We start from the raw sequence: 22154 nt of genomic DNA on the forward strand, positions 1-22154 counted from the left end.
AACCGAGGAGTGTTCGAGATGCTGCGCTTCCGTTCGCTGGCTTCGCTGCTGGCCGGTGCCGCCACCATGGCCGTTGCTTTCGGCGTGTCGGCCGAAACGATCAAGGTCGGCGTCACCGCCGGTCCGCATGCTCAGATCCTGGAAGCGGTGAAGCCCATCGCCGCCAAGGACGGGCTGGACATCCAGATCCTGGAATTCACCGACTACGTCATCCCGAACCAGGCGTTGGCCGGCGGCGATCTCGACGCCAACAGCTTCCAGCACCAGCCCTATCTGGACAACCAGGTGAAGGACCGCGGCTTCGATCTGGTCAGCGTCGGCAAGACGGTGGTCTATCCCATCGGCATCTATTCCAAGAAGGTGAAGAGCCTGGAAGAGCTGCCGGCAGGATCCAAGTTCGCCATCCCCAACGACCCGACCAACGGCGGCCGCGTCCTGCTGCTGCTCCAGGCCAAGGGCCTGATCAAGCTGAAGGACGGCGGCACCCTGAAGGCCTCGCCCATCGACATCGTCGAGAATCCGAAGAAGCTGGAGATCGTCGAACTGGACGCCGCCCAGCTGCCGCGTTCGCTGGACGACGTGACCGCCGCCGCTATCAACACCAACTTCGCGCTGGAAGCCGGCATCGATCCGGTCAAGGACGCCATCGCCCGCGAGGCGGCCGACAGCCCCTATGCCAATGTCATCGCCGTCCGCAAGGCCGACAAGGACAAGCCCTGGGTCGCCAAGCTGGTGAAGGCCTACAACAGCCCCGAGGCGAAGGAGTTCATCCTCACCAAGTTCAAGAACGCCGTCGTTCCCGCTTTCTAAAGAACCCGCGTTCCTAGGCTGGCGAGGGCACGACCGGCGGCGCCGAGCGCGTCGCCGAGCGTGCCGCCGGGTTCCGGGCAGACCAGCCGCATCGACGGATACCAGGGCCGGCAGCCGGTGCCGAGCGCCGTCCAGTCCCCCGCTGGCCCGATCCGCCAGACCGGCACGCCCAGCGCGCCGGCCATCTCCGCCACCGAGGTTCCGGCGGAAATCACCAGATCCAGCGCCGCGGTCAGGGCGGCGGCGCCGTCGAGGTCGTTCCTCAGGTCGAGCGGCGGGCGGTGGATGGCGATGCCGAAACGCCATTCGGCGTCGGCGATTTCGGCCTCGCACTCGTCATATTGCAGGCTGATCAGCCGCAGGCCGGGCAGGGTGAGGATCGGCGCCCAGTCGGTCAGCGGGGCGTAGTTGGCGTCGCGCGCCGCGCCGCGCAGGCCGCTCCGCCAGCACAGGCCGACGGTCAGGGCGGAGCCGGTACTCCCCACCCACTCCCGCCACCGCTCCACCGCCACTTCGTCAGCGCGCAGCCAGCCGCCCCGCGTCGCAAAGCTCTCCAGCCCCCAGCCCAGCCGCACTGGCAGCGACCCGGCCGGGACGTGACAGTCGGCATCCGCCGGATCGTTGGTCGCCGCGCGCACCGTCGCCTGCGGGAAGGAGCGCGCGAACAGCGCCGCCAGCCGCGGCTCGCATTCGATGATGACCCGGCCTGCGCCTGCGCGCGCGATCAGGTCGGGGTAGCAGGCGCTGTGCATCAGCTCGTCGCCCACCCCCTGCTCGCGCCAGACCAGCAGCGTCTTTCCCGTCAGGTCGCCGCCGTCCCAGGCGGGCATGCGGAAACGACGGTCGGGCAACGCCTGACCGGCGGCGAAGCGCGCCTCCAGACCGGTCCAGCCGGTGGCGAGGTCGCCTTGCGCCAGCGCCGCGTAGCCGCGGTTGAAGGCGGCGAGCGTCAGGGTCGGGTCGTCCTCCACCGCCTGCCGGTAGGCCGCATCGGCCTCGACCGGGCGGCCGGCGGCGTGCAAGGCGTTGCCCTGGTTGTAGCGCCACTCCGCCCGTCGGGGCTCCAGCACCAGGGCGCGGCCCCAGCCCTTCAGCGCGGCGTCGAGCCGACCCTGTCGTTGCCGCAGATCGGCCAGCCCGGCCCAGCCGGCGCCGGTTCCGGGCGCGAACAGGATCACCCGCCACCAGGCCAGCCCGGCGGCGGCGCCGTCGCCCGCCCGCTCCAGCGCCAGGGCGAGGTTGCCCAGCGTGGCGAGATCGCCGGGGCGGCCCTGGAGCGCCAGACGCAGATGGGCGACCGCCTCCGCCGGCCGGTCGAGCGCCAGGGCGGCCAGCCCCAGATTGCTGACCGCCGCCGGATCGCCGGGTCGCAGGCGCAGGGCCCGGCCGGCGGCGCGTTCCGCCTCGGCGGCATGGTCGGGGTTGCGCAACGCCTCGGCCGATAGGGCGGTCCAGGCCTCCGCGACCGCGGGGTCGAGGGCGAGCGCCCGCATGAGGAAGGGCTGTCCCGCCCCGCCCATCGCCTGCCGCGCCAGCCCGGCATTGATCCACAGTCCGGCATGGAAGGGGGCAAGGCGCCGTGCCGCGTCGGTCGCCTCCGCCGCTTCGGCCGCCGCCCCGCGGGACAGGCGCAGGGCGCCGAGATTGCCGAGCGCCTCGACATCCTCGGGCGCGAGCGCGGCGGCGGCCTGCCAGTCGGCCTCGGCGTTGGCGAGCGCGCCCATCTCCTGCCGGGCCAGGGCGCGGCGCTTGTGGCGGTCGGCACTCGGCTCCGCCGCGATGGCGCGGGTCAGCAGGGTGTCGGCGATATCGGGGCGGCCTGCCTGCTGGCCGAGCAGGGCGTACCCCTCCAGCGCCGCCGGCACCTCGCCGCCCTGGTCGAGGATGCGCTGATAAGCCTTCTCCGCTTCCGGCCAGCGGCCGGACCCATGGAGGTCGCGCGCTTCGGCCAGCCACTCCTCGATCGGCAGAGCTGGCGGCAGGGCAGGAGGCGGGGCCAGCCGGCGCAGGTCCGCCGCCATGCGCGCCAGCACGTCCGGCAGCCCCTCGCCGGGGCGGGCGCTCCACAGCCGCATCGACGGGAACCAGGGGCGCACCCCGGTGCCCAGCGCGGTCCAGTCGCCGGCCGGGCCGAAGCGCCAGACCGGCACGCCAAGCGCGCCCGCCATCTCGCCGACCGAACTCGCCACCGTCACCACGAGGTCGAGTCCGGCGATCAGCGCCGCCACGCCTTCCAGATCGTTCTTCAGGTCGGTGCCGGGCCAGCGGTGGATCGTCAGGCCAAGCTGCGCCTCGACGGCGGCGATCTCCGCCTCGCGCCCGTCATATTGCAGAGTGACCGGGATCAGGCCGGGCAGGGTCAGCAGCGGCGCCCAGTCGGCGAGCGTGGTGTAGGAGGCCTTGCGCTCCCCCAGCATGTTCTGGCTGCCCCAGCAGAGGCCGACGCGCAGGCCTGGCCCCAACGCCGCCAGCCGGTCGCGCCACTCCGCCAGCCGCAGCGGATCGGGCGCCAGCCAGGAGGGCCGGGCGGGAAAGTCGGCGAGACCGGGGCGCAGCAGCCGGGGCAGCGATCCCAGCGGCAGATGGGCGTCGGCATCGGCAGGGGTGGGGGCAGGGGTCAGCGTCTGCGCCCGCACGGTGACGCCGGGCAGGGCGCGGCCGACCAGCCCGGTCAGGCGGGCATCGACCTCGACGACCAGCCTGTCCGGCCCGAACCGCTCCGCAAGATCGGGCAGGGCGGTGCCGAACATCAGCTCGTCGCCCAGCCCCTGTTCGCGCCAGACCAGCAGGCGCTTCCCCGGAGTTCCGTCCCAGGCCGGCAGGGAGAAGCTGCGCCCGGCCGACACGCGGCGGGAGGCGAAGCGCGCCTCGTACTCCTCCCAGCCGTCGGCCAGCCGGCCGCGGCCGAGCAGCCGCAGGGCGAGGTTCCAGCGGGCCAGGGCGAAGCCGGGGGCATGGATCAGGGCCTGGGCGTAGAGCGACTCCGCCTCGTCGCCGCGGCCCTGGGCCTCGCGCAGCAGGGCGAGGTTCACCATGGTCTCGGCATCGCCGGGGGCGAGCCGCAGGGCGTCCAGATGTGCCGCCTCGGCTTCGGCGGCGCGGCCGGTCTCCTTCAGCACGACGCCGAGGTTGGTCAGGGCGGTGGCATGGCCGGGGGCGAGCCGCAGGGCATGGCGCAGCGCCGTTTCGGCCTCGGCATAGTCGTCCTGCGCCCGCAGCAGCGTGCCGAGATTGGCCCAGGCCTCGGCATAGCCGGCATTCAGGTCGAGCGCGCGGCGGTAATGCACGCCGGCCTCCGCCAGCCGGTCCTGCTCCTGGAGCGCGCTGCCCAGGCTGTTGTGCGCCTCTGCGTAAGCGTCGCGGAGCGTGAGCGCCCGGCGGTATTCCGCCTCCGCCTCCGCCAGCCGGCCCAGCGCGTGGAGGGCGAGGCCGAGGTTGGCGTGCTGTTCGGCGACGCCGGGGCGCCGCGCGACGGCCTGCCCGATCAGGCGGACGGCGTCGGCATCCAGGCCGCGCTGATGATGCAGCACGCCCAGCAGATGCAGCGCGTCGGCATTCCGCCCGTCGGCAGCCAGCATGGCGCGATAGGCGCGCTCCGCCCCGTCCAGATCGCCGGTGCGGTGGTGTGCCAGCGCTTCGCGCAGGAGGGCGGCCACTCTGGCCGAGAGTCTGGAGGCGGCGGAAGACGGCATGGAGCGGCGGCCGGATCGGAAAGAACGTGGCGTTTCGATAGCATGAGTCGGCGGGATGACGCGCAGGCAAAATCCCAAGAACATTTAAGGGGACTGGCGCAGCACATTTCATTCTGTATACTTGCGCTCAATTCGGTCCAGGTCAGGCTTCCTTGGCCGATCTCCATCCAAAAGGCGTATATCTTGAGTAAGACTGCAATCATTGTCGATGACAGCAAGCTTTCGCGCATGCATGTGCGGGCCATGGTCTTGCGCAACAAGCCGGACTGGACGGTGGTCGAGGCCGCGAACGGCGGCGAACTCTTCAAGACGTTGCAGGACACGCCGGTCGATGTTGCGATCATCGATTACAACATGCCCGGCGACAACGGCGTGGAGACCGCGGCCAAGCTGCGCCAGAGCCATCCGGGGATCCACATCGCCATCATCACCGCCAACGCCCAGGACGCGGTGGTGTCCGGCATCCGCACGGTCGGCGCCGCCTTCATGCCCAAGCCGCTGGAGGAGGAGCAGGTCGTCCGCTTCCTGAACTCCACCGCCCTGCCGCCGCGCCGCCCCGCACAGCCGCAGCAGGAGTGACCGCATCCCCATGCTGAGCGATCTGGAGCGCGACGCGCTGGCCGAACTGGGCAACATCGGCATCGGCCGGGCATCGACGGCGCTCGGCCGCATGCTGGGCGGGCTGGTGACCCTGTCGGTCCCGACGGTGGACATGGTGCCGCCCGACACGGTGGCCGGATTGCTGGACCGGGCGCTGACTCCGCCGCTGGTGGGCATTTCGGAAACGCTGGGCGGCCTGTTCGCGGGCTGCGCCCTGCTGGTCTTCCCTCAGGCCGGCAGCATGGCCCTGGTGCGTGCCGCCCTGCCGCCCGACGTTCCTGCCGAGGAGGTGCCGGAGCTGGAGGACGAGGTGCTGGCGGAGCTCGGCAACGTCGTTCTGAACAGCGCGCTGGCCCTGGTCGCCAACCTGCTGGGCGAACCGGTGGAGACCGGCCTGCCGGCGGTGTTCCGCGGCGATGCGGCGGAGCTGCTGCGGTGCTGTTCGGGAACGGCTCCGACGGTGGAGGGGGCCGCGGTGCTGTTCCACATCGATCTGCGCACCAGCCTGCCGGGCGGTGAAGGTGTCGGGGTCGGCGGGCGGGTGGTCCTGCTGCTCGACGCCGGCTCGGCAGGCGCGCTCCAGGCGACGCTCGGCCGCTATATCGGGCGGCTGGTGGCGTAACGGCACCAAGAACAACCGGCCGGCCGGACAGGCGGGTAAGGAAAACGGGTAAGGACCATGGCACTCATCAAGAAGACCAAGATCGACACGGCGCGCACCGTCCGGACCAAGTCGGGCGCCGACGACGAGGGTCCGGACCGGTCCGCTCCCGCATCCGTGCCGCCCGCCGCCCCGGAAACCCTGGCAGCAGCCACCGCGGGTGCGCCGCAGCGCCGCCGGGCGCGCGCCGATTCGCGTCGCCGGCAGGCCGCCACCGGCATCGCTGCCGCCTCGACCGAACTGGCCAGCGGCATCACCCAGGCGGCGTCGGCGGCGGAGGAACTGCGTCGGGCGATGGAACAGATCGCCGCAGGAGCCGAGCAGTCGGCCGGGGCGACCCAGCAGTCGCAGCGCATGATCGGCCGCGCGTCGGAACTGCTGACCCGCTCGCGCAGCACGGCGGAGCAGGCGGTGCTGCGGGTCGAGGCGTTGCAGGCGACGCTGAAGGACGTCAGCGCCCAGATCCTGTCTTCCATCGAGGGCATCGTCCGCGCCGCCGAACGGCAGGAAGCCTCGGTGCGTCTGGTCCGCGACCTGGAAGCCCAGGCCCGCGAGATCGGCACCATCGTGCAGAGCGTCGCCGCCATCGCCGACCAGACCAACCTGCTGGCGCTGAACGCCGCCATCGAGGCGGCCCGCGCCGGGGAGGCCGGCAAGGGCTTCGCCGTCGTCGCCGACGAGGTGCAGGCGCTGGCCGAACGGTCGGAGCGCAGCGCCAACGGCATCCAGGCGATGGTTGCGGAAATCCAGGACGCGGTGGCCGCCATCGCCGCCGGCATCGTCGCCTCGTCGGACGCGGCCAAGGCGGAGGTGGAGCGCGGCCGCAGGATCGTCGAGCAGCTGGAGGGCGTGCGGTCGGACATGTCGACCCTGGTCCAGGGCGCGCAGGAGACGATCCGCGCTGCTGTCGAGGCCGATCAGGCGGCGCGCGAGGCCCTGCGCGGGGCGGAGACCATCGCCGCCAGCGCCGAGGAACAGTCCGCCGCCGCCGAGGAAGCGCTGCGGACCGCGGGCGAGCAGGCGCTCGCCCTCAACCAGAGCCAGCGCGCCGCCGGCCAGCTGTCCGAAGTGGCCGAGGATCTGGAGGGCACTGCCGACCTCGCCGCCACCGCCGACGAGCTGGCGTCGGCCGCCGAGGAGCTGTCGGCCGCCATCGAGGAGATCAACCGGGGGGCGGCACAGATCATGACCGCCATCGGCCAGATCTCCGGCGGGGCGCAGTCGCAGAGCGCGGCCACCCACCAGCTGGCTTCGGCGATTTCGGAGATCGACGCCGCGGCAACGCTGGCCGCCGGCCGGGCCGGCGAGTCGGTGGAACGCTGCACAGCCATGGAAGGACTGCTGGGCGAGACGCGCGACACCATCGGCCGGCTTGCCGACGGCATGCTGGAGGCGGTGGAGTCCTCCCGCCGGGCGGGGGACCGGCTGGACGCGCTGGACCGGATCGGCCGGCGCATCGACAAGGTGGTGGACGCCATCGCCACCGTCGCCATCCAGACCGGCATGCTGGCGGTCAGCGGCTCCATCGAGGCGGCGCGGGCGGGCGAGTTCGGCCGCGGCTTCACCGTGGTCAGCGGCGACATCCGCAAGCTGGCCGGCGACAGCGCCGACAGTGCAGAGCGGGTGAAGGACATCGTCCGCGACATCCAGGATCAGATGCTGCGGGTTCGCCGTGACGTGGAGGAGGTGTCGGCCACCGCGGTGACGGAGATCGCGCGCCACCGCGCCTTCGGCGTCACCCTGACCGCCAGCGCGCAGGAGTTGCGGGTGGTCACCGCCGGCAGCCGTGAAATCCTGGAAGCCGCCACCGAGACGACCGGCGCGCTCCGCGAGACCCGCGTGGGGGTGGAGCAGGTGGCGACCGCCGCCGCCGCCGCGAACCTCGCCGGCACCGAGGCGGCCAAGGCGGCGCGCGAGCAGGCGAAGGGGGCCGAGGAACTGGCGTCGGCGATCGAGGAGATCGCGGCGATGGCCGACAGCCTGCTGGGCGCGGTTTGACCGCCGTGACCGGAACGGCGCCCCAGGAGGCGGGCGGAGAGACGGACGACGTTCTCGACTTCGTCACGGTGACGGTCGCCGACCTGCGCCTCGCTCTGCCGCTGCCGGCGGTCCGCGCGGTGATCCGGCTGCCGGAGCTGGTGCGCATCCCGCTGGGGCCGCCCAGCCTGGACGGGCTGGCGCACTGGCATGGCGACGCGGTGCCGGTGCTGGACCTCGCCAAGGCGCTGGGCAGGCCGGGCGGCGCGGCGCCGACGCGGGAGACGCGGGTGGTGCTGGTCGGGCATCGTGGCCAGACGGGCGGCCAGACGGTGGGTCTGCGGGTGGACGCGATGGCCGGCATCCTGCGCAGCAACCCCGACCGCATCGATCCGGTGACGCAGGAGGAGGGCGGGCTCGACCCCGCCATGCTGGACGGATTGCTGCGCGACGGCCCGGCCACCATCCTGAAGCTGGATGCGCTGATCGACCGCCAGTTCGGCAATCCGGCGGAGACGGAGCGGACGGACCGGGGCTCGGCCTCGGCAACGGCCGGCGTCGGTCCCGTGCCGGCCGGCGGAACCGGTGCCGCGGGTGGCGCCAAGGGAGGTATCGACCGGCAGGCCCTGCTGGTCTTCGAAGTTGCGGGACAGGAATTCGCCCTGCCGGTGGACCGGGTGCGCGAGGTTCTGCCGGCCCCGCGCGAGGTCACCCGCATGGCGCGGTCGAAGGCACATCTGCTGGGCGTCATGGCGGTGCGCGACCGGCTGCTGCCGCTGGTGGGATTGCGCGCCCTGTTCGGGCTGGAGGCTGGCGAAGGGCACGAACCCGGCGGATTGGCGGCCGGGCGCCGCGTCGTCGTGGTGCGTTCCGGGAGCGGGCAGGCGCCGGTCGGCGTGCTGGTGGACGAGGTGCGCGAGATCCTGCGGCTCGACCCGGCGCTGATCGACCCGGTGCCGCCGCTGCTCGCCCGCGAGCCGGAATTCGAGGATCTGGACGGCATCGCCAGAGCCGATGGCGGGGCGGATGGCGTGGCCGGCGGCGGGCGGCGGCTGGTGTCGGTGCTGTCGGCGGAGCGGCTGTTCCGCCATGGCGCCGCAATCGGCGCAGAGGGCGGTGCAGAGGCCGGCCCAGAGGCCGGCACTGCGAAAGCGGACGGGGAAGGGGACGGGATGGAACCGGCGCGGCCTGCGGACGGCCCCGATGGCAATACCGGTACGGGGGAACGCTTCGTCGTCTTCCGCCTTGCCGGGGCGGAATATGGCCTGCCGGTCTCCGCCGTGCGCGAGGTGCTGCGCCGGCCCGACAGCATCACGCCGCTGCCCAATGCGCCCGATTTCGTCGCCGGGGTGCTGACCCTGCGCGGCGAGGTGCTGCCGCTGATCGACCAGCGCCGGCTGCTGAACCTGCCGGCTGCCGACTCCAGGAGTGGGCTTTCCACGAGCGGACCTGCCGGGCTGGAGCGCGGGCGGGTGGTGGTGGTCGGGCGCGACGGGCTGCTGGTCGGGCTGCTGGTCGACGGGCTGTCCGGCCTGCTGACCGTCCCGGCGGAGCGGATCGGTCCGGCCCCGGCGGTGTCGGCGGCGCAGCGCCGGCTGATCCGCCGGGTGGCGTCGCTGGATGCGGCCGGGGATGTGGCCGGGGATGCGGCCGGCGCCGTCCGCCTGGTTCTGCTGATGGATGCGGACAGCCTGCTCGACATGGACCGGCTGGCGGAGCTGCCCGTTACCCCGCGGTGACGGACGGATGGGGGACGGCGTGCTGACGGTTCTGGTGGTGGACGATTCCGCGCTGATGCGCCGGCGCATCGCGGATCTGCTGGTCGAGGCCGGTTTCCGGGTGGAGACCGCGGCGACGGGGGAGGAGGCGCTGGCGCGCCTGCCGGAGGTCGATCCGGATGTGGTGACGCTGGACATCACCATGCCCGGCATGGACGGGCTGACCTGCCTTGCCCGCATCATGGTGGAGCATCCAAAGCCGGTCGTCATGGTCTCCGCCCTCACCGGGGCAGGGGCGGGGGAGACGCTGGAGGCGCTGCGACTGGGAGCGGTGGAGGCGGTGCAGAAGCCGGCCGCCGGCTCCATCGGCCGCATCGGCGAGGAGCTGGTGGAGACGGTGCGCGCCGCCGCATCCTCCCGCCCGCGCCGGGTGCACGGCCTGCGCGAACGGCTGCGGCTGGCCCGCGCCCGCATCGCCGGTGAGGATTTCGTGGCGCCTGCACCGCCGGCGCCGCCCTCCGTGGCGGTGGCGGCGGCGGTGGCAGAGGGGGAGGTCGAGGGCGTGGTGCTGGTCGGCGTGTCCACCGGCGGGCCCAGCACGCTGGAGGACATCCTGCCGCTGCTGCCGGCCGGCTTCCCCTGGCCGGTGGTGGTGGCGCAGCATATGCCGGTCGCCTTCACCGCGACGCTGGCGCGGCGGCTGGACGAAATGTGCGCGCTGACCGTGGTGGAGGTGGGGCGGGCGACGGCGCTGGAACCGGGCATGATCTGCATCGCCCGCGGCGGCGCCGACGTGGAGCTGGCGCGGCGCGGCGGGCGGTTGCAGGCGGTCTGCGTGCCGTCCTCGCCCGACCGGCCCTGGCACCCCAACGCCGATCGGCTGGTGACCAGCGCCATGCGGCTGCTGCCGCCGGACCGGCTGGTCGGGGTGCTGCTGACCGGCATGGGCAATGACGGGGCGGCGTCCATGGCCGAACTGCACGCCCGCGGCGGCCGCACCATCGCGGAGTCGGAGGACAGCGCCGTGGTCTTCGGCATGCCGCAGGAGCTGATCCGGCGCGGCGGTGCCGGCGTCGTCCTGCCGTCGGACCGGATCGCCGGCCAGTTGACCCGCTGGCTGTCGCCTGCCGCGCGGCGGACCGGACCCGTGCCGGGCTTGAAGGACTAGGGAGTGACGCCATGGGACTTGTGAAGAAGAAGGCCGCTCCGCAGGCTCCCCTGGCGGACTCCGGGGTTGCGCGCGATCCGCTGGCCGCGCTGAAGGATGCCGACGCCGCGGTCCGCCGCGATGCCGCCCATGGGCTTGGCCACAGCCCGCCGCCGGGTGCCGAAGCGGCGCTCGCCCACCGGCTTCAGGCGGAGGGCGACACCGGCGTGCGCGAGGCCATCCTGACGGCGCTCGCCCGCATCGCCACGCCTGCGGCGGCGGCGGCCATCGTCCCGTTCCTCGACCGCGAGGATGCGGCCTTGCGCAACGCGGCGCTGGAAAGCCTGCAGCAGATGCCGGCGGAGATCGCCGCCCCGGCACTGCTGCCGCTGCTCGACCATGCCGACGCCGATCTGCGCATCTTCGCGGTGCAGGGGTTGGGCATCCTCGCCCATCCGGACCGCGCCGATTGGCTGGCACGGGTCATGGAGCGCGATTGCGACGTGAATGTCGGCCTCGCCGCGGTCGAGGCGCTGGCCGAGGCCGGCAGCCCGGAAGCGCTGTCCAGCCTGGAGACGCTGGCCTGCCGCTTCCCCGACGACGCCTTCGTCGCCTTCGCCGTCGATGCCGCGCGTTCCAGCTTCCGCGGACGGTGAACGGAGTGAGCGAAACCGACCCGCAAGGCCTGTCGCCGGAGGATTATGCCACCCTGTGCGGCTTCCTGCGGGAGCGCACCGGCCTGTCCTTCACCGAGGCCAAGCGCTATTTCGTCGACCGCCGCGTCGCCACCCGCATGCAGGCGGTCGGGGCGGCGGATCTGCGCGCCTACATGAATCTGCTGCGCTTCCAGGCGTCGGGGGAGGAGCTTCAGCGGCTCGTCAACCTGATGACGGTGAACGAGACCTATTTCTTCCGCGAGAAGTACCAGTTCGACTGTCTGGTGAATTCCGTCCTCGACGAGCTGGTGCGGGGGCGGCCCAAGGGCTCGCGGCTGCGCATCTGGTCGGCCGGCTGCGCCACCGGGGAGGAGCCCTATTCCATCGCCATCATGCTGCTGGAGAACTGGAGCCGGGTCGACGATTACGAGATCGAGCTGCTGGCCTCGGACATCGACAGCGCGGTGTTGGAACGCGCGCGCGAAGGCATCTATGACGAGCGCGCCCTGCAGGCCCTGCCGGCGCATCTGCGCGCCAAATATTTCCAGCCCTTGCGCGGGGCGGCCGAGGGCTGGGGACCGCGCTGGCAGATCGTCGAGGATTTGCGGGACTCGGTCGATTTCTCGCTGGTCAACCTCACCGACCCGCAGCAGGTGCGGGATTTTCGCGGGATCGACGTGATCTTTTGCCGCAACCTGCTGATCTATTTCGACGATCTTGGCCGACGGGAGACGGCGAGCATGTTCCACGATGCCCTGGCGCCGGGCGGCTTCGTCTGTCTCGGCCATTCGGAAAGCATGAGCCGCATGTCCTCGCTGTTCGTGCCGCGCCGCTTCCCCGACGCCATCCTCTACCAGAAGCCGGTCGACGGAGGTGGCGCATGAGCGGGCAGGATACCGGCGGGCCGCGCGTTCTGGTGGTGGACGACGCCGTGACTGTCCGCGCCTTCAGCCGCCGCGTGCTGGAGGGCGCCGGCTTCGTGGTGGACGAGGCGGTGAACGGCATTGAGGGGCTGGAGCGCGCCATGGTCGCCCCGCCCGATCTGGTGATCGTCGACGTCAACATGCGCAAGATGGACGGCTACACCATGCTGCGCGTCCTGCGCCGCGATCCGGCGCTGCGCGACGTGCCCGCCATCATGATCAGCACCGAATCGAAGGACAGCGACCGCGAGCAGGCCCTGCTGGCCGGCGCCAACTGGTATATCGTCAAGCCGCCGCGGCCGGAGGTGCTGGCGGAGGCGGCGCGGCTGCTGACCGGGCAACCTCTCACCACGGAGGGCGCGCCATGAGCGAGCTGTTCGACCAGTTCGTCGTCGAGGCGCAGGAGCTGCTGGAGACGGCCGGCGGTGCGCTTCTGGCGCTGGAGCGCGATCCCGCCGACCGCGCGTCGGTGGACGAGCTGTTCCGCGCCTTCCACACGCTGAAGGGGGCGAGCGGCCTGTTCGACATGGCGGCCTTTACCCGGCTGGTCCATGCCGGGGAGGACACGCTGTCGCTGCTGCGCGACGGCCGGCGCAGCATGACGCCGGAGTTGGCCGACCGGCTGTTCCGTGCGCTCGACCAGTGCGCCCGCTGGGTGGCGGCGCTGGAGGACACAGGCGCCCTGCCCGCCGACGCGGCACAGGCGGCGGACACGCTGGTCCGCGGGCTGTCCGGGGTGTCCGCGGAGGGGGCGGCCGGTGGCGGAAAGGCCGCCGGGGAGGCGGACACCTTCCCTTGGGTGGCGGTGCTGGCCGGTGAGGACCGGGATGCGGTGGGGATGGCCGGCGACGTGCTGACCGCCATCGACTACAGGCCCGATCCGGAGTGCTTCTTCACCGGCGACGATCCGCTGGCCCTGTTCCGGCGGGTTCCCGACCTGCGGCTGCTGCGGATCGAACCGGCGGAACCGCTGCCGCCGCTGGCGCAGATGGACCCCTACCGCTGCCTGCTGCGCTTCCGCGCGTTGAGCGGCGCCGGGGTGGAGGCGGTGACGCCGGCCTTCCGCAGCGTTCCCGATCAGGTGCGGATCGGCAGCGTCACGCTGGCCCCTGTTGCGGCGCCTGCCACGGCACACCCCCCCGCCAAGCCGATTGCCATAGCGCCGCCGGGCTCGCTGGCGGCGGCGATGCTGGAGGAGCAGGCGCGCATTCTCGACCTGCCGGGCAGCGCCGCCGAACGCGGGTCGCGCAGCGCCGCGGTGGCGCGTGCGGTCGCCGCGATCCTGGCGGCGCTGGGCCGACCGGCCGACCGGGGCGTCGTGGCGGCGGCCTGCGCCGATGCCGGGACGTTGCGCCGCTTCCTGGCCGACGAGCCTCAGGAAAACGGCCCTCCGGAAAAGCCCGCTGTGGCCGAGGCACGGCCTGCCTCCCCGCGCCGCGCCCTGCGGGTCGAGCCGGAGCGGATGGACGCGCTGATGGCGCTGGTCGGCGAGCTGTCGGTGGTGAAGGGGCAGTTGGGACCGCTGGTCCGCCGCGTCGGGGACGGCGAGCTGACGCGCGACATGAAGGCCTTCTCCGCCCGGCTGGACAGCTTGGTCGGCGACCTCAGCCATGCGGCGCTGCGCCTGCGGTTGCTGCCGCTCGCCCGCGTGTTCGATCCGCTGCCCCGGCTGGTGCGCGACACCGCCCGCCGGCTGGACAAGACGGTCGAACTGGTGCTGGACGGGGCGGAGACGGAGGCCGACAAGGACATCCTCGACGTGCTGGGCGAGCCGTTGCTGCATCTGGTGCGCAACGCAATCGATCATGGCATCGAGGCGCCGGAGCGCCGGGCCGCCTCGGGCAAGCCGCCGGGCGGCACCTTGCGGGTCCGTGGCTTCCAGGACAAGGGCGGGGTGGTGGTGGAGGTGTCGGACGACGGCGCCGGCATCGACCCGGCGGCGATGCGCAAAGCCGCCGTCGCCAAGGGGCTGCTCGCCCCGGATGCCGCCGCGGCGCTCGGCGACGACGAGGCCGTGCGGCTGGTCTTCGCTCCGGGCTTCAGCACCGCCGGCAGCGTGTCCGACCTGTCCGGCCGCGGGGTTGGCATGGATGCGGTGCGCGCGGCGGTGGAACGGGCCGGCGGCCGGGTGGAGATCGCCTCGACCCCCGGCAGCGGCACGCGGGTGCGGCTGGCGCTGCCGCTGACGCTCAGCATCACCCGGGTCGTGGTGGTGGAGGCGGCGGGATCCTTCTATGGCATCCCGGTGGCGGTGGTCGGTGGCGTCCAGCGGATCCCGCGGTCCGAGATCCGCGGGGTGAAGCGGGCGGAAAGCATCGTGCTGCGCGACCGGGTGGTGCCGCTGGTCCGCCTGCGCCGCCTGCTGGGCCAGCCCCCCGATGACGGGGGCGGGCACGGGCATGGGGGTGGGGCCGACTGCGTCGTGCTTGCCGAACTGGGCGACGGGCCGGTCGCCGTGGCGGTGGACGATGTCGGCGAGCGCGCCGACGTGGTGCTGCGTCCGATGACCGGGGTTCTGCGGGGGCTGCGCGGCTATGCCGGCACGGCGGTGCTGGGGGACGGCCGGCTGATCCTGGTGCTCGATCTGCGGGAGCTGTTGTGATGCCGATCCGTTATGACGCCGACCTCGCCCGCTTCGAGGCCGCCTGCACCGTCGAGGACGCCCTGCCGCTCGCCGAATGGCTGGAGGCGACGGCGGCGCCGCGCGTCGATCTGTCGACCTGCACCGACCTGCACACCGCACTGCTGCAACTGCTGCTGGCGGCGCGGCCGACGATGACGGCGGGGCCGGAGGACGCGTTTCTGGCGCGCGTCATCCCCCTCCCTGCCACCGGTCCCTGAACACCAGCTCCTCCAAGGGCAGGCGCTTGCGCCAGCCCTTGGTTTCCAACTCCGGCGTCGCTTCGAAATGGGTGACGTGGCCGAGGCAGAGATAGGCGATCGGCACGATCCGCTCCGGGATGCCGAGCGCTTCCCTCAGCGCCTCCTCGTGCAAAATGCTGACCCAGCCGACTCCGAGCCCTTCCGCCCTCGCGGCCAACCACAGGTTCTGGACGGCGCAGACGCAGCTGTAGAGATCCATCGCCGGCATGTGGGTGCGGCCCAGCACCACCGGGCCGGAGCGTTCGCGGTCGCAGGTGATGCACAGGTTGACCGGCGCCTCGCGGATGCCCTCCAGCTTCAGGCGGCTGTAGAGGCTGCGCCGTTCGCCGTCGAACATCGCCTCCGCCTCTTCGTTGGCGCGGGCGAAATCGGCGTGGATGCGGGACTTCACCTGCGGATCGGTGATGACGATGAAGTTCCAGGGCTGCATGAAGCCGACCGACGGCGCATGGTGGGCAGCCAGCAGGATGCGGGTCAGCACCTCGTCCGGAACCGGGTCGGGGCGGAACTGCCCGCGCACGTCGCGGCGGGAAAAGATCGCCTTGTAGAGCGCGTCACGCTCCGCCGCGGTGAAATCCTCCTCCATCGTCACCCCCGTGCGATCAGATGGACGAAGGAACCGAGCGCCCGGCCGCGCCGGCTGCCGAGCGCGCCCAGGTCGCTGCCGTCCGCCGCGGTCGCCTGCAGCAGCGGGGCGTCGTCGCCGCGGGACAGGGTTGAGGCGTAATGGAACTCATGCCCCATCAGTGGCGATCCTGCCGCTCCCAGCGGTCCGTCGGCCAGCAGCGACGCCCGGCGATAGCCCAGATGCAGCCGCCGCTTGGCGAAGGAGGTGCGCACCCCCAGCAGCCCGGTCATCTTGTGGGTGACGCCGTCGGCATCCTCCAGCGTTTCGCCCATCACCATGTAGCCGCCGCACTCGCCATAGACCGGCACCCGCTCCGCCGCCGCGCGCAAGCCGTCGCGGAAGACGTGGTTGGCGGCGAGGCGGCCGGCATGCAGCTCCGGATAGCCGCCGGGCAGATAGACGGCGTCCGCGTCCGGCGGCGGCTCGTCGGCCAGGGGGGAGAAGAAGCGCAGCTCCGCGCCCGCCGCCTGCCAGCCGGCGGTCAGGTGGGGATAGACGAAGGTGAAGGCGGCATCCCGCGCGATGGCGATGCGCTGGCCCGGCGGCAACAGGGCGGGGGCATCGCTGCCACGCCCGGCCTGCGACGGCTTGGCGAGGGCGACGACGCGGTCGAGGTCGACATGCTCGGCGATGAAGCGGCCGAGGGCGGCCAGCCGGTCGGACAGCCCCTCCGTCTCGTCGGCCTGGACGAGGCCGAGATGACGTTCGGGCAGGCTGAGATCCGGGGCGCGGGGGAGAGCGCCCAGCAAGGGGATTCCCAGCGCCTCGATGGCATTGCCGGCCAGCGCGGTGTGGCGCGGGCTGCCGACATTGTTCAGCACGACGCCGCCGATGGTCACGTCGTCGCGGTAGGTGGCGAAGCCCTTCACCAAGGCGGCGGCCGACTGCGACTGGCCCTTGGCGTTCACCACCAGCAGGACCGGCCAGCCGGTGCGCGCCGCGATCTCCGCCGTCGACCCGGTGCCGGTGGCACCGACGCCGGCAACGCCGTCGAACAGGCCCATCAGCGCTTCGCAGACCAGCAGATCGGCACCCTCGGCGGCGCGGGCGGCCAGCCCGTCCAGCAAATCCGGCCCCATCGCCCAGGTGTCGAGATTGACGCTGGGCCGGCCGGTGGCGGCACGGTGGAAGGCCGGGTCGATGTAGTCCGGCCCCGATTTCACCGCCCCCACCGCCACGCCGCGGGCGCGGAGCGCCGCCAGCAGGCCGAGCGTCAGCGTCGTCTTGCCGGTGCCGGAGGCCGGCGCCGCGATGATGATCCCCTTAGCCATTTGTCCCTCTGGCATGCTGAAGCGCCGTCTGGGCCGGCAGCCACTCCAGCGCCGGGCGCAGCCGCACCACCTCGCCGATCACGATGATGGCCGGCGGCTCCAGCCCGCTCGCCGCCAGATCGGCGACGCAGGTGCCGAGGCTGGTGACGAGGCTCTTCTGATTGTCGGTCGTCGCCTCCGTCACCACGCCGACGGGAGTGTCGGCGGACAGGCCGCCGGCCATCAGCTCCGCCGCGATGGTCGGCAGTGCCTTCCACCCCATATAGAGGATCAGCGGCGCCTTGGTGGCGGCCAGCGCCCGCCAGTCCGGCCCACCGCCCAGCGAATGGCCGGTCGCCAGGATCACCGCCTGGTTGGTGTCGCGGTGGGTCGCCGGGATGCCGGCATAGGCCGGGCCGGCGATGCCGGACGTGATGCCGGGCACAATGCGGAAGGGGATGCCCTCCGCCGCCAGTGCCTGCGCCTCCTCGCCGCCGCGGCCGAAGACGAAGGGGTCGCCGCCCTTCAGGCGCAGGACGCGGTGCCCCTCCTTCGCCAGTTCGATCAGGCGGTTGGTGATGTCGTCCTGATGGGCGGAGGGACGGCCGCCGCGCTTTCCGGCGAACTCCAGCCTTGCCGACGGGCTGGCGAGCGCCATGATCCGTTCGTTGACCAGCGCGTCATGGACGATGACGTCGGCTTGCCTTAGACCTTGCAGAGCCAGCAGGGTCAGCAGGCCGGGGTCGCCGGGGCCGGACCCGGCCAGCCAGACGCTGCCGGGGGCGAAGGGAACCAGGACGCTTTCGGGAATGGACGACTCAAACGACATGAACGCGGACTCGGGCTCGGAGAAGACGGAAGGCGGTGCGGAGGATGCTACACCCTTGCGCCGCGGCTGGACGACGGGAACCTGCGCCACCGCCGCGGCGCGGGCGGCGGCGGATGCCCTGTTCGGCGGGGAGTTCCCCGATCCGGTGACGGTGACCCTGCCCGGTGGCCAGACCCCGGCCTTCGCGCTCGCGGTGACCGAACGGGGCGAGGGGGCGGAGGGTTCGCCGGGTGAATTCCCGGGCGGACCCTGGGCCATGGCCGGCATAGTCAAGGATGCCGGCGACGATCCCGATGTGACCCATGGCGCGCTGGTGCGGGCGCGGGTGTGGCGCGGTGCGCCCGGCAGCGGCGTGACTTTCCGCGCCGGTCCCGGCGTCGGCACCGTGACCCTGCCCGGCCTGCCCCTGGCCGTCGGCGAGCCGGCGATCAACCCGGTGCCGCGCCGCATGATCGCGCAGGCGGTGGGGGAGGCCGCCGCCGCCGCCGGCCAGCCGGCCGATCTGGTGGTCGAGGTCGGGGTGGAAAACGGCGAACTGCTCGCCAAGCGCACCATGAACGGGCGGCTCGGCATCCTCGGCGGGTTGTCGATCCTGGGAACGACGGGGATCGTCGTGCCCTATTCCTGCGCTGCCTGGATCGCCTCGATCCAGCGCGGAGTCGACGTGGCGCGGGCGGCCGGGCTGGGCCATGTCGCGGCCTGCACCGGCGATCTGTCGGAAAAGGCGGTGGTGGCGCGCTATGGCCTGTCGGAACAGGCTCTGCTCGACATGGGCGATTTCGTCGGCGGCACGCTGAAGTACCTGCGCCGGCACCCGATCCCCCACCTGACGCTTTGCGGCGGCTTCGCCAAATTCGGCAAGCTGGCGCGCGGGCTGATGGATTTGCACAGCAAGCGCAACAGTGTGGACTTCGACTGGCTGGCCGGGCGGCTGGCCGATCTCGGCGCCGGGCCGGAGCTGGTCGCCCAGGCGCGCGGCGCCAACACCGCGGCGCAGGTGCTGGGCATGGCGGACGCCGCCGGCCTGCCGCTGGCCGACCATGTGGCCGAGCTGGCCCGTCGTGCCGCGCAGGATGTGCTGGAGGATGCGCCGGTCGCGGTCGAGGTGCTGGTCACCGACCGGCAGGGGCGCATCGTGGGAGAGGCTCACTCCCCCAACTCCTGGCCCAGCCCCCGGTAGCGCCGCACATGGCTGCCGTCATAGAGCGCGCTGCAACGGAACTCTTCATGGCCCAGCGCCGGGCCGACCAGGATCAGCGCGGTCCGTTCCATCGGTGAGGCCGCGACCTGCGCGGCGATGTCGGCCAGCGTTCCGCGCAGCACCCGCTCGTCCGGCCATGTGGCGCGGTAGACCACCGCCGCCGGGCAGTCGGCACCGTAGAGCGGGGTCAGCCGCTCCACCACCCGGTCGATGACGTGGATCGACAGATGGACCGCCAGCGTCGCGCCCGAGGCGCCCAGCACCTCCAGCGTCTCGTTCGCCGGCATCGCCGAGGCGCGGCCTTCGGTGCGGGTCAGGATCAGCGTCTGGCTGACCTCCGGCAGGGTCAGTTCCCGCCCCAGCGCGGCCGACGCGGCGGCGAAGGCCGGCACGCCGGGGGTGATGGTGTAGGGGATGCCCAGCTCCCGCAGCGCGCGGGTCTGCTCGCCCAAGGCGCTGTAGACCGACAGGTCGCCGGAATGCAGCCGCGCCACGTCCTGGCCGGCGGCATGGGCTGACTGGAACTCGGCGACGATCTCCTCCAGCGTCAGCGGCGCGGTGTCGACGATCCGCGCGCCGGCCGGCGCATGGGCGATGATCTCCTTCGGCACCAGCGAGCCGGCATAGAGGCAGACCGGGCAGCGTGCGATCAGGTCGCGGCCGCGCAGGGTCAGCAGGTCGGGAGCGCCCGGTCCGGCACCAATGAAATGGACGGTCATGAACGGGTCTCCAGCAAAGCGACGGCAGGCAAGGCGAGCGCCACGGTGGCGCGGGGGGTGGAACGGCGCGGCAGCAGCAGGCGCGATCCCGGCCCGGCGGCGGCCAGTGCGGCCGCTTCCGCGACGGAGGCCAGCCCGACCGCGGCCAGCACGGTGGCGGAGCGGGTGTGGACGCGGTCCTGCGCCGCCAGCATCGCCTCCTCCTCGATGAAGCGCAGCGGCAGGCCGAGCGCGCGGGCCGCTTCGGCCAACCCCGCCTCGTCGGCCTTCATCGCCGGGGCGGCCAGCGCCGCCAGCTGGCGCGCGGCGTCGGGCAGGGCCGCCTCGTCAAAGGCGGCGGCGACCAGATTGGCGATCTCCTCCCAACCGCAGCCGCGGCGGCAGCCCAGCCCGACAAAGACCGGGCCGAACAGCAGGGCATCGGGGGTCAGGCGGTCCATGCGCCCTCCGCATAGGGCTTTTCGGCCCGCCACAACGTGACCGGCATCGACGCGCGCCAGCCGCGGAAACCGCCGACCGCCGAGGCGCGGGCCACCGAAATCTGGGTCAGCTCGCCGCCCAGCCGCTTGTGCGCGTCGAACAGCACGGCCTCGCTTTCCAGCGTTACCGCATTGGCGGCGATCCGGCCGCCGGGGGGCAGGGCGTCCCAGCAGGCGGCCAGCAGGCCATCCGCGGTCAGCCCGCCGCCGATGAAGACGGCGTCCGGCCGCTCCAGACCCTCCAGCGCGGCCGGCGCCTTGCCGCGCGCCAGCGTCAGGCCGGGCACGCCGAAGGCGGCGGCGTTGGTCAGGATTCGGGCGATCCGCTCCGGGTGATGCTCGACGGCGATGGCGCGGTTGGCCGGATCGCGCAGCATCCATTCGATGCCGATGGAGCCCGACCCGGCGCCGACATCCCACAGCAGTTCCCCACGGCGCGGCGCCAGGAAGGACAGGGTGACGGCGCGCACCTCGCGCTTGGTGATCTGGCCGTCATGCTCGAACCAGTCGTCGGGCAGGCCGGGCGCCAGCGGCAGGATGCGGGCGCCGGGCGAGGCAACGCAGTCGAGCGCGATGGTGTTGAGGTCGGCTGTGCGTTCGGCCGTCCAGGCGTCGGCGGTGGCCTCCAGCCGGGCCTCGTGCGGGCCGCCCATCGCCTCCAGCACCGTCAGGCGCGAGGCGCCGAAACCACGGGCGCGCAGCAGGGTCGCCAGCTTGGCCGGAGTCGTTCCGTCCCAGGAAAGAAGCAGCAGTTTGGCATTGGGTTGCAGATGCGGAACGATCTGCTCCAGCGGTCGGCCGTGAACGGTCAGGCAGCGGCAGTCTTGCAACGGCCAGCCCAGCCGGGATGCGGCGAGGCTGAAGGCGGAAGCCGCCGGGATCACCGTCGTTTCCGCAGCCGGAACGAGTCGCGACAGGGTGGCGCCCACCCCGTACCAGGACGGATCGCCGCTCGCCAGCACGCACACCCGCTGGCCGCGGCGGGCGAGAAGGCCGGGGAAGGCATCGGTCATCGGCGACGGCCAGGGCAGCCGTTCCTGTCCCGCAACGACCGGTACGAGATCGAGATGGCGGCTGCCGCCATGGAGGATGGCCGCGCTTTCCACCGCCGCGCGGGCGGCGGGCGACAAACCGTCCCAGCCATCTTCGCCGATGCCGACGATGCTGAGCCAGCGGGCCGTTCCCATGCTATCCATGGCGCCGATCCTGACGGGTGGGGAGGGGGAGTTGGTCAAGGCGCTGATTTTGGGCGGCACGACGGAGGCGACGGCGCTGGCCAAGCGGCTGGCCGGCCATCCGCGCATCGACGCCCGTGTGTCGCTGGCCGGCCGCACGAAGAACCCGGTGCTGCCGCCGCTGCCGACCCGCATCGGCGGCTTCGGCGGGGTGGAGGGGCTGGCCGAATACCTGCGCGCCGAAGGCATTGGGGCGGTGATCGATGCGACCCATCCCTTCGCGGCCCAGATCTCCGCCAATGCCGCCGCGGCCTGTGCGCGGGCCGGCGTGCCGCTGCGTCTCCTGACCCGGCCGGCCTGGGCGGCGGGGGCGGGCGACCGCTGGATCGGCGTGCCGGACATGGCGGCTGCGGCGCTCGCCTTGCGCGGCTTGGGCGACACCGTGTTCCTGACCATCGGCCGGCAGGAGGTCGCGGCCTTCGAGGCGATGCCGGACAAGCGCTACCTGATCCGCGCCGTCGACCCGCCGGAGCCGATGCCGGCCCTGCCGCGCATGAGCCTGATCCTCGACCGCGGGCCGTTCACTGTCGAGGGCGAACTGGCGCTGATGCGGGGGGAGGGGGTGGAGGTGGTCGTCAGCAAGAACAGCGGCGGACGCGCCACCGACGCGAAGTTGGAGGCTGCACGCCGGCTCGGCCTGCCGGTGGTGATGGTGGAACGGCCGTCCGGTAACGGCGTGGCGGAGCTGCACGACGTGGATACGGCGGTGAGGTGGTTGGAAGGGGTGGGGTGAGGCTTCCACGGCT

At 72.7% G+C, this 22154-nt stretch carries 20 protein-coding genes; 13 read left to right on the forward strand and 7 right to left on the reverse strand.

The genetic code is table 11. The features are described from left to right. Positions 1-18: 18 nt before the first annotated feature. Positions 19-810 (forward strand): MetQ/NlpA family ABC transporter substrate-binding protein, encoded by a 792-nt coding sequence (locus ABNQ38_RS36865; RefSeq protein ID WP_377811895.1) that lies wholly within the window; start codon positions 19-21, stop codon positions 808-810. Here the strand turns inward: ABNQ38_RS36865 and ABNQ38_RS36870 are convergent. Further along, positions 807-4466, reverse strand: a complete 3660-nt coding sequence (locus ABNQ38_RS36870; protein ID WP_377811896.1) for a tetratricopeptide repeat protein — start codon at positions 4464-4466, stop codon at positions 807-809. The genes ABNQ38_RS36865 and ABNQ38_RS36870 overlap by 4 nt on opposite strands. A 219-nt stretch (positions 4467-4685) precedes the next feature. On the opposite strand from ABNQ38_RS36870, the gene ABNQ38_RS36875 reads away from it, so the two are divergent. The 10 genes from ABNQ38_RS36875 to ABNQ38_RS36920 are packed head-to-tail and all read left to right on the forward strand — an operon-like array spanning position 4686 to position 15025. Continuing rightward, complete coding sequence (locus tag ABNQ38_RS36875) at positions 4686-5081, forward strand: response regulator transcription factor (RefSeq protein WP_377811897.1); 396 nt, start codon at positions 4686-4688, stop codon at positions 5079-5081. 10 nt (positions 5082-5091) lie between these two features. Then, positions 5092-5724: a chemotaxis protein CheC gene (locus tag ABNQ38_RS36880; RefSeq protein WP_377811898.1), complete on the forward strand. Its 633-nt coding sequence runs from the start codon at positions 5092-5094 to the stop codon at positions 5722-5724. Positions 5725-5781: 57 nt separating this feature from the next. Then, positions 5782-7761 (forward strand): methyl-accepting chemotaxis protein, encoded by a 1980-nt coding sequence (locus tag ABNQ38_RS36885; protein ID WP_377811899.1) that lies wholly within the window; start codon positions 5782-5784, stop codon positions 7759-7761. A 5-nt stretch (positions 7762-7766) separates the two neighbouring features. Further along, positions 7767-9479: a chemotaxis protein CheW gene (locus ABNQ38_RS36890; protein ID WP_377811900.1), complete on the forward strand. Its 1713-nt coding sequence runs from the start codon at positions 7767-7769 to the stop codon at positions 9477-9479. A gap of 19 nt (positions 9480-9498) precedes the next feature. Further along, positions 9499-10626 carry a chemotaxis-specific protein-glutamate methyltransferase CheB gene (cheB, locus tag ABNQ38_RS36895; protein ID WP_377811970.1) on the forward strand — a complete coding sequence of 376 codons (1128 nt, stop codon included), beginning with the start codon at positions 9499-9501 and terminating at the stop codon, positions 10624-10626. 11 nt (positions 10627-10637) lie between these two features. Continuing rightward, a complete protein-coding gene (locus ABNQ38_RS36900; protein ID WP_377811901.1) occupies positions 10638-11261 on the forward strand; it encodes a HEAT repeat domain-containing protein in 624 nt (207 codons plus the stop codon). Between the two features lie 5 nt (positions 11262-11266). Then, the gene (locus tag ABNQ38_RS36905; RefSeq protein WP_377811902.1) at positions 11267-12145 is read left to right on the forward strand and encodes a CheR family methyltransferase; all 879 of its coding nucleotides are present in this window, start codon (positions 11267-11269) and stop codon (positions 12143-12145) included. Then, on the forward strand, positions 12142-12552 hold the full coding sequence (locus ABNQ38_RS36910) for a response regulator (RefSeq protein WP_377811903.1): 411 nt from the start codon (positions 12142-12144) through the stop codon (positions 12550-12552). Before ABNQ38_RS36905 ends, ABNQ38_RS36910 begins: the two co-directional genes overlap by 4 nt. Next, positions 12549-14786: a chemotaxis protein CheA gene (locus ABNQ38_RS36915; protein ID WP_377811904.1), complete on the forward strand. Its 2238-nt coding sequence runs from the start codon at positions 12549-12551 to the stop codon at positions 14784-14786. Before ABNQ38_RS36910 ends, ABNQ38_RS36915 begins: the two co-directional genes overlap by 4 nt. Next, positions 14786-15025 carry a hypothetical protein gene (locus tag ABNQ38_RS36920; protein WP_377811905.1) on the forward strand — a complete coding sequence of 80 codons (240 nt, stop codon included), beginning with the start codon at positions 14786-14788 and terminating at the stop codon, positions 15023-15025. The genes ABNQ38_RS36915 and ABNQ38_RS36920 overlap by 1 nt, the downstream gene beginning before the upstream one ends. On the opposite strand, the gene bluB is transcribed toward ABNQ38_RS36920, so the two are convergent. The 3 genes from bluB to cobA are packed head-to-tail and all read right to left on the reverse strand — an operon-like array spanning position 14997 to position 17774. Further along, positions 14997-15653 (reverse strand): 5,6-dimethylbenzimidazole synthase, encoded by a 657-nt coding sequence (gene bluB, locus ABNQ38_RS36925; RefSeq protein WP_377811906.1) that lies wholly within the window; start codon positions 15651-15653, stop codon positions 14997-14999. The genes ABNQ38_RS36920 and bluB overlap by 29 nt on opposite strands. Before the next feature lie 2 nt (positions 15654-15655). Then, complete coding sequence (locus tag ABNQ38_RS36930) at positions 15656-16981, reverse strand: cobyrinate a,c-diamide synthase (RefSeq protein WP_377811907.1); 1326 nt, start codon at positions 16979-16981, stop codon at positions 15656-15658. After that, positions 16959-17774, reverse strand: a complete 816-nt coding sequence (cobA, locus tag ABNQ38_RS36935; protein ID WP_377811908.1) for a uroporphyrinogen-III C-methyltransferase — start codon at positions 17772-17774, stop codon at positions 16959-16961. The genes ABNQ38_RS36930 and cobA overlap by 23 nt, the downstream gene beginning before the upstream one ends. Between cobA and ABNQ38_RS36940 the strand changes: the two genes are divergently transcribed. Then, positions 17773-18954: a cobalt-precorrin-5B (C(1))-methyltransferase gene (locus tag ABNQ38_RS36940; RefSeq protein WP_377811971.1), complete on the forward strand. Its 1182-nt coding sequence runs from the start codon at positions 17773-17775 to the stop codon at positions 18952-18954. The genes cobA and ABNQ38_RS36940 overlap by 2 nt on opposite strands. Here the strand turns inward: ABNQ38_RS36940 and cobM are convergent. The 3 genes from cobM to cbiE are packed head-to-tail and all read right to left on the reverse strand — an operon-like array spanning position 18921 to position 21360. After that, positions 18921-19694 carry a precorrin-4 C(11)-methyltransferase gene (gene cobM / locus ABNQ38_RS36945; RefSeq protein WP_377811909.1) on the reverse strand — a complete coding sequence of 258 codons (774 nt, stop codon included), beginning with the start codon at positions 19692-19694 and terminating at the stop codon, positions 18921-18923. The two genes, ABNQ38_RS36940 and cobM, sit on opposite strands and share 34 nt — an antisense overlap. Next, positions 19691-20134 (reverse strand): cobalamin biosynthesis protein, encoded by a 444-nt coding sequence (locus ABNQ38_RS36950; protein WP_377811910.1) that lies wholly within the window; start codon positions 20132-20134, stop codon positions 19691-19693. Before ABNQ38_RS36950 ends, cobM begins: the two co-directional genes overlap by 4 nt. Further along, on the reverse strand, positions 20122-21360 hold the full coding sequence (cbiE, locus tag ABNQ38_RS36955) for a precorrin-6y C5,15-methyltransferase (decarboxylating) subunit CbiE (RefSeq protein WP_377811972.1): 1239 nt from the start codon (positions 21358-21360) through the stop codon (positions 20122-20124). The genes ABNQ38_RS36950 and cbiE overlap by 13 nt, the downstream gene beginning before the upstream one ends. Between cbiE and ABNQ38_RS36960 the strand changes: the two genes are divergently transcribed. After that, positions 21359-22141, forward strand: coding sequence for a cobalt-precorrin-6A reductase (locus ABNQ38_RS36960; RefSeq protein WP_377811911.1), 783 nt, complete (start codon positions 21359-21361; stop codon positions 22139-22141). The genes cbiE and ABNQ38_RS36960 overlap by 2 nt on opposite strands. The last annotated feature ends 13 nt before the right edge of the window (positions 22142-22154 follow it).

It is taken from the genome of Azospirillum sp. A29 (assembly GCF_042604625.1).
GTDB classification, from domain to species: Bacteria; Pseudomonadota; Alphaproteobacteria; order Azospirillales; family Azospirillaceae; genus Azospirillum; species Azospirillum palustre.